The following is a 12,951-nucleotide window of genomic DNA, read 5'->3' as shown; positions in this document are numbered from 1 at the left end:
AGATGTTTAAAAAATTTATACAAAGACCCGTACTCTCGACGGTAATATCTGTTATTATTGTCATTTTAGGTATTTTAGGCCTAATAGAGTTACCAATTTCTCAATATCCGGATATTGCGCCTCCTACAGTAAACGTAGCGGCAAGTTATACAGGAGCAAATGCCGACGTAGTACTTAAAAGTATTGTAATTCCGCTTGAAGAGCAGATTAATGGTGTAGAGAACATGACTTACATGACTTCTACAGCAACAAATGATGGAAATGCTTCGATTAAAATTTTCTTTAAAGTTGGTACAGATCCTGATTTAGCAGCGGTAAACGTTCAAAATAGAGTTTCAAGAGCAACAAGTTTATTACCAGTTGAGGTAACTCAGGCAGGGGTTACAGTAACCAAAAGTCAGAGTAGTAACTTGTTGATATTCTCTTTATACAGTGATGATAAAGCTTACGATCAAACGTTTCTTCAAAATTATGCCAAGATCAATCTTGTTCCGCAGATACAGCGTGTAGTTGGAGTTGGAGATGTAACTGTTTTTGGTGCAAAAGATTACTCGATGCGAATTTGGCTGAAACCAGATGTAATGCAGCAATATAAATTGATTCCGAGTGATATTTCGGCTGCTTTAGCAGAACAAAATATCGAAGCGGCGCCAGGTAAATTTGGTGAAAACGGAAATCAAGCATTTCAGTATGTAATTAAATACAAAGGACGTTTAACCAGTGCTCAAGAATTTGAGGATATTGTTATTAAATCGGTAGGAAACGGGCAAATGCTCCGACTTAAAGATGTGGCTAAAGTTGAGTTAGGATCTTTAAGTTATGCTCAAACGATTAAAACAAACGGTGTCGAATCGGCAGCGATGGCGATCAGTCAGACTCCGGGATCGAATGCACGTGATGTAATCATCAATTCTAAAAAGTTAATTGAAGAAGCGGCAAAGACTTTTCCAAAAGGTATGAAATATACCATTATGGTGGATGTTAATGAAAATCTAGATGCTTCTATCGAGAAAGTAATTCATACTTTGATCGAAGCTTTTATATTAGTTTTTATCGTAGTATTTATTTTCCTTCAAGATTTTAGATCAACTTTAATTCCAGCAATTGCGGTTCCGGTTGCGATTGTGGGAACATTCTTCTTCCTGAATTTATTCGGATTTACGATCAACTTATTGACGCTTTTTGCTATGGTTCTTGCTATTGGTATTGTCGTCGATGATGCAATTGTCGTCGTCGAGGCGGTTCACGCCAAATTAGATGACGGTTATAAATCGGCTAAAAAAGCGACTATTCATGCAATGGACGAAATTTCTGGAGCGATTATTTCGATTACTTTAGTAATGGCAGCGGTATTTATTCCAGTAACTTTTATTACAGGATCAACTGGGGTTTTCTATAAGCAGTTTGGTATTACACTGGCTGTAGCGATTATACTTTCGGCAGTAAATGCCTTGACGCTGAGTCCGGCTTTGTGTGCACTTTTACTTAAACCGCATGCTGACGATCATAAACATAAAAGTTATTTACAGCGTTTTTATACTTCATTTAACGTTGCATTTGATAATGTAACAGAAAGATACAAACGTTCGGTAAGTTTCCTTTCGGTAAAAAAGTGGATTGTATTAGCTTCAATTCTGATTGCTGGTCTGGCATTATTTTATATGATGAAAACAACGCCTTCTGCTTTCGTTCCTTCGGAAGATCAGGGAACTGTTTTTGCCAATATTAGTTTACCGCCATCAGCTTCTATGGAGCGTTCGGATATAATGGCTAAAAAAGTCGACAGTATTGCAAAGACAATTCCAGGAGTTAAAAATACACTTCGTATTGTGGGGCAAAACTTTACAGCTGGAGCGGGAAGTGCTTACAGTATGGTTATTGTAAAATTAGTGCCGTGGGATGAACGTGAATTAAGTGTAAATGATGTTATTGGACAGCTTTTTGCTAAAACAAGCGGAATTCGTGAAGCCAATATTTTCTTTATTTCACCGCCGACTATTCAAGGTTTCGGACAAAGTGGTGGATTCGAATTTCAGCTTCAGGATAAAGGAGGGCACACAACTGCTGAGTTCTTTAAAGTGAATACGGAGTTTTTAGAAAAGTTATCTAAACGTCCAGAAATACAATACGCGACAACACCTTTTAATCCTGGTTTCCCTCAATATATGATGGACATTAATTTGGCAAAAGCCAAAGATGCAGGAGTTTCGATAAACACAATTTTATCAACTATGCAGGGGTATTATGGTGGATTGTATGCGTCGAATTTCAATAAGTTCGGAAAGCAATATCGTGTGATGATTCAGGCTTCGCCAGAATTTAGAACTAATACAGAAGGGTTAAATAAAATCTTTATTCGTAACAGTGCTGGAAACATGGCTCCAATTACAGAGTTTGTAAAAATGACCAGAGTTTTTGGACCAGAATCGATTTCAAGATTTAACCTTTTCTCTTCTATTTCGATTACTGGAGCTCCAAACCCAGGATTTAGTTCTGGAGATGCGATTAAAGCAATCCAGGAAGTTGCAGCAGAAAATCTGCCTGCAGGTTACGGATACGAGTTTTCGGGATTAACACGTGAGGAATTAGCATCAGGAAGTGAAACGATTTTCATCTTTATTTTGTGTTTAGTATTCGTTTACTTCTTATTAAGTGCACAGTATGAAAGTTATATTCTGCCGTTTGCGGTATTATTTTCAATTCCGTTTGGATTAGCGGGAGCATATTTGTTCTCGATTGTGTTCAAGCTAAATAGTAATATTTACCTGCAGATTTCCTTAATCATGCTTATCGGACTTCTTGCGAAGAATGGTATTTTGATTGTCGAATTTGCCCTTGATAGAAGACGTAAAGGTCTTCCAATCGTACAAGCGGCAATTGAAGGAGCTGTAGCACGTTTGCGACCAATTTTAATGACTTCGTTTGCCTTTATTTTAGGACTTGTTCCTTTAATGTTTGCTACTGGAGCAGGAGCTGTAGGAAATAGATCGATTGGAACTGGAGCTGTTGGAGGTATGTTAATTGGAACTATTTTGGGAGTATTTGTAATTCCGGTTCTGTTTATCATTTTCCAAACCTTACAAGAAAGAGTAAGCGGTCCTGCAAAAGACGGTTATGATGATGAAGACGATGATGAGGAAACTCAGTTACTAGAAGCTCACAAAGAGTAAAATTTAATTAAAACAGAGATGACTAATAGTTCAAATAAATATATTCTGATGGTAATCACAGCCGCACTTTTAAGTGCGTGCTCGATTACCAAAAAATACGAACGTCCAACAACGCTCTCAACAGATAAGCTGTATCGTGAGCAGACTTCTGCCGATTCAACTACAATTGCTGATATGCCTTGGCAGAGTGTTTTTAAAGATGAAAAATTAAATGCGTTAATTCAAAAAGGATTAGACCAAAATCTTAATCTGAAAAATGCAATTGAAAATATTGTGCAGTCGAGAGCAGCTTTACGTCAAAGTAAATTAGCGTATTATCCAACATTAAATGTAGATGCAAACATTACGCGAAATAAACAATCACAAGCGGGACTTAATTTTCCTCCAGGAATTAATATCAATACATTAACTACAACCCATAAACTTGGCTTAAGTTCTTCTTGGGAAATTGATGTTTGGGGAAAACTAAGCAGTTCAAAAAGAGCAGCTTTAGCTTCTTATCTTGCTACAGATGCTGCAAAGCAAGCAATTCAGACACAATTGATTTCAGACATTGCAAATAATTATTTCTTGTTGTTAGCTTATGATAAACAATTAGCAATTACAGAAGCTACATTGGCAAGTCGTATTAAGAACGTTGAAACCATTAAAGCATTAAAAGAAGGTGCTATTGTAACCGGTGCAGCTGTAGTGCAAAGTGAAGCCAATCAGCATGCTGCTGAGGTACTGATTCCAGATTTAAAACAAAGCATTCGCGAAACTGAGAACGCAATAAATATTTTGTTAGGGCAGGCGCCTGGAGCAATTGAAAGAGGAGTATTAGGTACGCAGATTATTCCTGAGAATATTGCTGTAGGCATGCCTTCACAATTATTGCACAATCGCCCAGATGTTCGTCAAGCGGAATTTAATTTCAGAGTTGCTTTTGAGTCGACGAATTTGGCTAAAACTTATTTTTACCCAAGTTTGACACTTACAGCCAGCAGCGGATTTTCGAATTTAGAGTTGAAAGATTTCTTTAGTAATTCTATTTTCTACTCGATTATTGGCGGTTTAACGCAGCCAATTTTTAATCAAGGGCTTAACAAAATGAGATTGACAACTGCGCAGTCACAACAATTACAAGCGTACAATAATTTTCAACAAAGTCTTTTAAATGCTGGACAAGAAGTTTCAAATGCTTTATATGCTTATGAGATGGCAGTAGAAAAAGAAGATTCAAGAGAAAAACAAATTGAAGCTTTAGAGAAAGCAGTCGATTTTACGCAACAGCTTTTAGAATACAGCTCAGCAACAAATTACACCGATGTATTGACTTCAGAACAAAACCTTTTAGCGGCGCAATTGAGCGGTGTAAATGATAACCTGCAAAAACTGCAAGCCGTTGTTGATTTGTACAGATCTCTTGGCGGAGGCTGGAAATAGAAGTAAAAGCAATAAAAATTCCACAATGATCATGTTTCTTCGATGATCGCCTATTAATTAAATTTAAACATGACGAAAAACGCCTCAATTAATTGAGGCGTTTTTTATTAAGTACAATCCGTTAAATGTATTTTTTTAACACATATTAGCATTCCCAATAGCTATTGGGATTGAAAACTTAGTAAAAGGCGTTTCGCTAAATTAAAATACACAGAGCATTTTTATGTGTAAGAAACGTGTTTCTTTTTGTATTCTGTTTTTAGCTATAATATCTATGTTTCTATGTGTTTAAATAAAATATTTAAGATTGGAGGTAAGAAGCAGACAATATAGTTTAAATCTAAAATTTAAAATGATTTATTGTTTTAAAGCTTTCACTTTATGTCCGTACAAACCAAACGATAAAATAATCACAAAGCACAAAAGCGGAATAATATATCCTGATTGAATATCGTCATGTTTCATATCGATTAAAGTTCCCATTGCATAAGGAAGAATAGCACCGCCCACAATAGACATTACAAGCCAAGAAGAACCTGTTTCTGTATTCGATTTCAAACCAACTAATCCTAATGAGAATATAGTTGGAAACATAATTGACATAAAAAAGCCAATACCGCCAAGTGCGTAAATAACCACAATTCCAGTTCCGTAAATTGCTAATAAACAAAGCACAATACTGGCAGCGCAGTAAATAGAAAGTAAAACATAATCCTTTACAAACTTTAAGAAGAAAGTTCCAATAAAACGTCCTGCCATAAACAAGAAACCATAAATACCAAGATAATATCCTGCTGTTTTTTCATCTAAACCTGCACCTTGCTGTGCAATTCTAATAAAGAAACTCGTAATACAAACTTGTGCACCAACATAAAAGAACTGCGCTGCAACAGCCCAGCTTAAATGACGAAATTTTAAAACTGAGAAAAATCCTGGTTTAATTTCGGCTTCAGTATGTTGAGGTTTCATTGAAGGCAGATGCATGAAATAGAATATAATCGCCACCAAAACCAATACACTTCCTAAAATAATATATGGCATTTTTACTGCAGCAGCTTCGCCTAATAAATACGATGCTTTCTCTGCTTCAGGCATTGCTGCCATTTGTTCCGGTGTGTGATTTGTGCCAGAAAGGATAAATAATGAACCTACAATTGGAGCAATCATAGCCGCTAAACCGTTGAATGAAGCTGCTAAATTCAATCTTTTAGAAGATGATTCTGCAGGTCCTAAAATGGCTGCATACGGATTGGCGCTTGTCTCTAAAATTGTTAATCCGCAGCCAATTACAAATAGTGCAAATAAAAACAATTCGTAAGTTCTCGTATTTGCGGCAGGCACAAATAAAAATGCTCCAGCAGCGAAAACCAATAAACCTGTGATAATACTGTTTTTATAACCAAATCGCTTAATGAGCATTCCGGCTGGAATCGCCATTATAAAATAAGCAAAAAACACCGAAGTATCAATCAATGTCGATTGACGGTTGTTTAATTCGCATGCCTTTTTTAAATGCGGAATTAAAATAGAATCCAGATTATGTGCCATTCCCCAAAGGAAAAATAAGCTGGTAATTAAAATAAATGGCAAAAGGTATTTTGTTCCCTTTCCGCCTTCTGACGTTACTTCGTGTATGTCGCCAGTTTGGTTTGTTACTTGCATTAGTTAGTTTTTTTTTAAGGTTCAAAGATGTGGAGGTCCAGAGGTTCAAAGGTTTTTTGTAGAGACGGACAGCAGTGCGTCTTAATCTAAAGGTAATGAAGGTAAAAACCTCTGTGCCTTTGCCGCTTTGAACCTCTGTACCTCAAAAAGATTATTTCTTTTTGACTAAAAGAAGATGATCACATACCAAAACCACTTCACCTCTTTGGTTAATGATTTCAACATGTTCTGTTACGGTTCCCATTTCGGGATTTTTGGCTTCGCCTTTTTCAGATATGGTAATTTCAGAATGGATTGTATCGCCGATATGAACTGGTTTTACAAAACGCATTTTATCATATCCTCTAGAAAAAGCTTCAGGATTTATTTCGGAAGCCGTTAGTCCGATACCAATGGCAAAAACCATAGTTCCGTGCGCAATACGCTGTCCGAATGGCTGTGTTTTACACCATTCAGCATCCATGTGATGAGGAAAAAAATCTCCCGTATGTCCGGCATGAACTACAAAATCAGTTTCTGTAATGGTTCTGCCTAAAGTTACTCGCTTGTCATCAAGTAAGTAATCCTCGAAAAATGTTGATTTGAAATACATAAATATTTAGTCGTAAAGTTGTAAAGTCTAAAGTTTGAAAGTCAAAAGTCTAAATTTGTAATGTTAAAAGTCATAAAGTGTTATAAAGCCAAACCTTTAAGACTTTCGACTTTTGACTTTAAGACTTAAATTAAAATTCCTCCGTTTGTGTTACTGATGTAGCAGGCTTCAACGACTTTCATGGTATCTAAAACGTCTTGAACGCTTGCTAATAATTTAGAATCTGAGCCTTCTTTAAAGCGCATTAAATTTGACATCGTTCCTATGAAAGCTTCTGGAAACCATGAGCCTTCAAGATCAACTTTTTTCCATTCATATTTGCCTTCTTCGTTTTCAATTGCATATTCAAAAAGGTCTGGAAGTCCGTCAGGATAATTCATCAGTAAACCCATTTTAGCTTTGATCGCTCCTTTTGTTCCTTCCCATTTTATGTAGCTTTCTTCGTGATTTGGACCAAAATGATGATCGTGATTTGTGTTGATAACAACGTGTTTATCTTCGCCATAATCTAGAATAATAGTAGAACGGCATGATGATAATTTTTTAAGCGGATGTTTGGCTGTTTTCGCCATTACACTTTTCGGGTTTCCTAGAAAAGATCTGATACAATCAATGTAATGCACGCTGTGAAAAAGAATCTCCAATCTTGGATGTTCTTTGATTAGCGGAAACAATTCCCACGGTGTATTTACCGTAACTTTGAATTCAAAATCGTATAAATCGCCAATCAATCCTTCATTAATTAAATATCTCGCGGCACTTACAAATGGTGAAAAACGAAGCTGAAAATTGATTGCTGCAACAAGATTTTTTCTTTCGCATACTTCGACAATCTCTTTTGCTTGAGCCAAGTCATTTCCCATTGGTTTCTGAATCAAAACTGCTGCGCCGTCAGGTAACTGTTCTAATATTTCGATATATTGATCAGGTAAAACCGTAATGTCGTAAACCGCATTTGATGGTGCGTTTTTAACGGCATCGGCAACATTTTCAAAAACATGCTGAATCTCAAATTCTTTAGCTAGATCGTGTGCTTTTGCAATCGTTCTATTCGTAATGCCAAAAACCTTAAAACCAGCCATTTTATAGGCAGGCAAATGTGCGTCTTTCACAATTCCGCTGGCTCCGATAATGATAATCGGCTGTTTGGTTTCGGGCAGTAAAGGTTTATATGGAATATTCATTTTTTATATGTTTTTAGTTAATCAAGGAATTTTGATGAAGGTCTTATCACCAAAACCCATATCCTCATTTTTATCATCCTAAGGAACGAGGGATGACAAGATTGTGGTTAAACATTTTGAATTAATTTTTCAATATTATGCTGTGTTATTTCTAAAAGTATTCGTGATGGAATTTCTGTTTCAATCGCTTTTAAAACCATCTGATCTATAAATTCTGTCACTTTAGGCCAAATTGGAGTTTGCGGTAAAGTCAAAGCATTTTCATGCAGTATTTCCAGTTTATGGTAATACGGAATCGTTTTATTGATTTCGCCATCATTCCAAGTCGATTTTCGGCATCCTATTCCACCTTCAGTAGTCAATAGTTTATCGCTTTCAGCCGTTGTTGCGAATCGTAAAAAATCGTAAGCCAATTGCTGATTTTTACTTCCTGTGCCAATTGTGTAGAGCCAATACACATTTAACGAAGCTGTTTTGCAGTCTGCATTAAAAGGTAATTCTGTAATATTAACTTTGCCTTTTACTTTCGATTCATCGATAACTTCACACATTGAGGCAAAACCAAACCAATTTATAGCCATTGCCGCTTGTCCTTCGGCGAAAGCCATTCCTGCTTCAACAGAACCAAAATTTTTAGATCCCGGATGAACAGCATCAGCATTACTTACTATAGTTCTATAATAATCTAAAGCTTCAACTGCTTGATTATGATTGATGTTAATTTGATTGTTATTGTCCAAAAGTGAGCCGCCGCGTGTCCATAACTGTAAACAGAAATCGAAAACCATATTATGACCGTCAGGATAATTGGCAAAAACACAGCCGTATAAATTGCTTTCAGGACGGTTAAAAAATGTTGCGATTTGGGTGAATTGCTCCCAAGTTTTAGGAGGGAACAATTCGTAACCAAATTGTTTCTTGAAGTTTTCTTTTTCAGTTGGATTTTCAAATAGATCCTTTCTAAAAATCAAGCACTCTGGACCATCATGAAACGGAAGACCAAACGTTCCGTTTTTAATTTGTTGTAAATGCAATAAAGATTTATGCCAGCCGTCAGGATAATTCTGCGGAGGATTTTGAGAAATAAAAGAGGTTAAATCTAGAACTGCTTTTTCATTTGCAGCATCAAAAATCCAATCTGTATTTATGTGTGCAATATCCCATTTTCCTTTTTTTAAACCTTTCTTTGTGATGGTTTCTTCATAAAGATCGTGCAGTTCCATTGGAATCATTTCAACGCCAATCTCAATATTGTTTTTCAAACAAAAAGCATCCCACAACTTTTGCAGCGTGCTTTCGAAAGGAGAAAATTTTCTAACAGCGATTCTAAATTTGGCCATATTTTATGCTATAAACTCGTTTATAATTCGCTCGTTATCCTGTCCTAATTTTGGAGAACCTTTAGTTGATGTAAAATATTCACCGTCAATTTTTATAGGACATCTTGTAGTTTTGTACGAATAGCCGTCAAGCATTTCAACCTGTTGTGTAAACTCTAAAACTTTAAAACCATCTTCTTTGAAAAGCTGTTCATAGTTTAAAACGCCTGCGCACCAAATGTCAGCCGGTTCTAAAATATCCAGCCAAAATTGTGTTTCCTGTGTCAATAGGTGAGAGGCTAAAATATTTTTGATTTCATCTCTAAGCGTAAACTTATTCTCTGGAAATTGTAACAATTCATCACATTTCAGCAATGAAGCCAAAACAGGAATCGAACCCATTGCCAAAGCCATATAACCGTTTTTGGTTTCGTAAATTCCGTATGGCGCGCCTAGATAAGCATGAGCATTATTAGTTTTAGTTCGAACGGGCAATTCGCCGCCATCATTAAAGAAAGTTGTAATAGTCTCAAACTGAAAATCAAAAGCAGATTCGAGCATACTTACTTGAACAGTTCCGCCTGTATTTTGTGTTGTTTTTCTATATAAAGCAGCTAAAATTCCCTGTGCTAAATGTGCGCCCGCAAGCATGTCAACAATTGATAATCCCATTGGTACAGGACCATCTTCCTGATTACCGCTCAGCCAAGTTAAAGCCGTTAAAGATTGCAACAATAAATCCTGTCCGGGTAAATCTTTAAGTTCAGGATGATTTCCAAAACCCGAAATCGAAGCATAAACCACCGTTGGATTTATTGCTTTTACATCATCATAACTTAAACCAATGCGTTCCATTACGCCCGGTCTGAAATTATGCATGACAACATCGGCTTTTGCTAATATTTTTTTTAATTTTTGAAGTTCCTCAGGTTGTTTAAAATCAATGGCAAACGATTCTTTATTTCTGTTTATAGTATGAAAAACAGACGATTCACCATTCATGATTAAGTCAGAAGTATATAAGGTTCTGCAAATATCGCCAGTTCCTGGTTTTTCAATTTTTATAACGCGTGCGCCCAAATCAGCCAAGCGAAGACTTGCCGATGGACCTGAAAGAAACTGACTAAAATCTACTATTAAATAATCTTCTAATGGTTTCATTTTTTTTGTTTAACCGTTTTGTCGTTTTATCGTTAATTCGTTTAACCGTTAATTCGTTTATTTGTTTAATATGATTAAACGATTCAACAAATAAACGATTCAACAATCTAGCGAATAAACTCTTTGTGTATTACTAAATTGTCTTCGCCCACTTTAGGAGCTGCTTTTGTACTGCTTAAAATTTCACCGTCAAGCTGAATCGGACTTCGGGTTGTAACCAAAGTTTCTCCGTCTGAATTTTTTACGGTTTGTTTTAATTGTAAATCCTTCACAAAAGGCTGTTGGTCTAAAGTTTCATAATCGAGAACTTTTTCAGCCCAAATTCCTTGTTTTTGAAGTAATTCTAACCAATAATCTGCTTTTTGTTCGGCTAGTTTATCGGCTAAAAGGATTCTGATTTCGTCTCTTTTTTCAAACCAAAGATGTTTGTCAGCATATTGATTTAAATCGACTCCAAGTGTATTTCCTATGAAAAGTAAATCGCCCATTGCCAGCGAAATATAATCGTCTTGTGTTTTGTAAACTCCGTAAGGCGCACTCAAAAAAGCATGTGCGCTTCCTTTAATATCGCCTCGTTCTGGTTGTTGTCCGCCATCGTTTAAGAAAGAAGTAAGCGCTTCAAACTGAACATCTAAAATCGATTCCAGTAAACTCACTTCAACCAAAACGCCTTTTCCTGTTTTGGCTCTTTTTAATAATGCAGCTAAAATTCCTTGTACAAAATGATTCCCGCACATTAAATCGGCCACAGCCAGACCAAACGGAACTGGTCCTTGACTTTTTCGTCCGCTCAACCAGCTCAAACCCGAAAGTGACTGCAAAAGCAAATCTTGTCCCGGTTTTTTTGCCCAAGGTCCTTTATCTCCGTAACCTGTTATAGTTCCGTAAATAATCTTCGGATTAATGGTAAGCGTTGTATTATAATCCAGTCCGATTTTTTCCATTACGCCCGGTCTGAAATTATGTGTCATAATATCAGCCTTTTCGATTAGTTTTTTAATTAAAACCAAATCATCGGGATTCTTTAAATCGGCTGCAAAAGATTCTTTATTTCTGTTAATGGTGTGAAACAAAAGGCTGCTGTCATCAACAAAAAGATCTTTGATACTTAATTGTCTGCAAGCTTCACCTTTCACGGGACGTTCGATTTTGATAACTCTCGCACCTAAATCGGCTAATTTTAATCCAGCAGAAGGACCCGCCAAAAACTGGCAGAATTCTAATACAATTAATCCTTCTAATGGTTTCATGAGTTTTGCAATTTTAGAGATTTGGCATAAAGTGAATCCAATTCTGATAAAACCAGTTCTTCGTTACCGCCGTATAATAAATAATCGCGAACTACATCGCCGGCATGATCCTGAAAATACATATGTCCAGAGTATCTTGGTCTTAAAAATGCTCTTTCTAAAGCAGGCAGCGTATTTTTGAAATAATTATTTGTGATCGAGTTGATTCTGTCGTTTTTCCATGCTTGCAAATGTCCTGGCTGACCGCCATTATCGGCAAAAATATTCTGCTGAACATAAGAAGATCCTGTAAATTCGGCATAACGAATCGCTTCCGAAATATGGCTGCTGAAAGAAGAAACTGCTAATCCTGTTCCGCCCAAAGAACTAATCATTGGCGCATTATTCAGTTTTACCAAATCATAAAAATGAAGCAGTTTTTTGCTGTATCCTGCTCTTGAATAGTTTGAATATCCATAAGCAAAAGGGCAGTAGGCAATTTCATCTGAATTAACCATCGCTTCGTAAACCTGAATTGGATTTCGATTAAAGTTGGAAGGATCAATTAATTGAGCTAATTCTCGAAACAATTGTAAAGCTATTTTTCCTGTTTGCACAGAAATAACTTTATCTTCAGATTGAAAAGGAGCTTCGCCCAAACTGCAGCAGAACATATAAAAGCTCATTAAAACATCAACCGGAATTCCAGCAAATGCAACCAAACCTTTTTTGGCTAAAGCCAATAAATCGTCATATGTTTGAGGAACCTCAAGTCCTGCTTTTTCTAAAATATCCAAACGTGCTGCTGCAACTGGAGTCGCAGCATCAATAGGCAAAGCCCATAATTTATTGCTGAAAACATAACTTCCGTATGATTTTCCAACCGTGTTTATTTCTTGATCTTTTATATAATCATCAGACAAATAATCAGAAAGTGGGAGTATAGCATTAGTATGCGCTCCAAAACCTGTCCACGGATGATCGATTACAAGTAAGTCAAATCTTTTTGCAAGATCTTCAATTGAAGCATCTGCAAATTCTTGTAAACTTCTTTTCTCCCAAGTAATTTCGATTTCGGGATTTAACTCGGTAAAGCGCTGTGCCGTTGCAACCATAGGCAATAAACCTCTTGTATGATTCCACGTAATGCCTTTTAATACTGCCATTTTTGATTGAATTATGTGTATGGAAAATAATAAATGTAAAAAA

General features: G+C 36.3%; 9 protein-coding genes. 2 read left to right on the top strand and 7 right to left on the bottom strand.

Going from position 1 to position 12,951, the window contains the following annotated elements:
* Positions 1–2: 2 nt before the first annotated feature.
* Complete coding sequence (locus tag B0A81_RS18175) at positions 3–3,170, top strand: efflux RND transporter permease subunit (protein ID WP_089059313.1); 3,168 nt, start codon at positions 3–5, stop codon at positions 3,168–3,170.
* An 18-nt stretch (positions 3,171–3,188) separates the two neighbouring features.
* Positions 3,189–4,595 carry an efflux transporter outer membrane subunit gene (locus tag B0A81_RS18170; RefSeq protein ID WP_089059312.1) on the top strand — a complete coding sequence of 469 codons (1,407 nt, stop codon included), beginning with the start codon at positions 3,189–3,191 and terminating at the stop codon, positions 4,593–4,595.
* Between the two features lie 357 nt (positions 4,596–4,952).
* Here the strand turns inward: B0A81_RS18170 and fucP are convergent, their stop codons facing one another.
* From fucP to B0A81_RS18135, 7 genes are all read right to left on the bottom strand, one after another.
* Entirely contained in the window at positions 4,953–6,257 is a 1,305-nt protein-coding gene (gene fucP, locus B0A81_RS18165; RefSeq protein WP_089059311.1) for an L-fucose:H+ symporter permease, read from the bottom strand.
* Between the two features lie 151 nt (positions 6,258–6,408).
* Positions 6,409–6,849: a MaoC/PaaZ C-terminal domain-containing protein gene (locus B0A81_RS18160; RefSeq protein WP_089059310.1), complete on the bottom strand. Its 441-nt coding sequence runs from the start codon at positions 6,847–6,849 to the stop codon at positions 6,409–6,411.
* A gap of 125 nt (positions 6,850–6,974) precedes the next feature.
* Entirely contained in the window at positions 6,975–8,033 is a 1,059-nt protein-coding gene (locus tag B0A81_RS18155) for a Gfo/Idh/MocA family oxidoreductase (protein WP_089059309.1), read from the bottom strand.
* 107 nt (positions 8,034–8,140) lie between these two features.
* Entirely contained in the window at positions 8,141–9,373 is a 1,233-nt protein-coding gene (locus tag B0A81_RS18150) for an extracellular solute-binding protein (RefSeq protein ID WP_089059308.1), read from the bottom strand.
* 3 nt (positions 9,374–9,376) lie between these two features.
* The gene (locus B0A81_RS18145) at positions 9,377–10,513 is read right to left on the bottom strand and encodes a CaiB/BaiF CoA transferase family protein (protein WP_089059307.1); all 1,137 of its coding nucleotides are present in this window, start codon (positions 10,511–10,513) and stop codon (positions 9,377–9,379) included.
* A 107-nt stretch (positions 10,514–10,620) separates the two neighbouring features.
* A complete protein-coding gene (locus tag B0A81_RS18140) occupies positions 10,621–11,763 on the bottom strand; it encodes a CaiB/BaiF CoA transferase family protein (RefSeq protein WP_089059306.1) in 1,143 nt (380 codons plus the stop codon).
* A complete protein-coding gene (locus tag B0A81_RS18135; protein WP_089059305.1) occupies positions 11,760–12,908 on the bottom strand; it encodes an ABC transporter substrate-binding protein in 1,149 nt (382 codons plus the stop codon). Before B0A81_RS18135 ends, B0A81_RS18140 begins: the two co-directional genes overlap by 4 nt.
* Between the last annotated feature and the right edge of the window lie 43 nt (positions 12,909–12,951).

The sequence above is a fragment of the Flavobacterium plurextorum genome (genome assembly GCF_002217395.1).
Lineage (GTDB): Bacteria > Bacteroidota > Bacteroidia > Flavobacteriales > Flavobacteriaceae > Flavobacterium > Flavobacterium plurextorum.
Note: the sequence above shows the minus strand (reverse complement) of the source record. Positions and strands in the feature narration are given on the sequence as shown.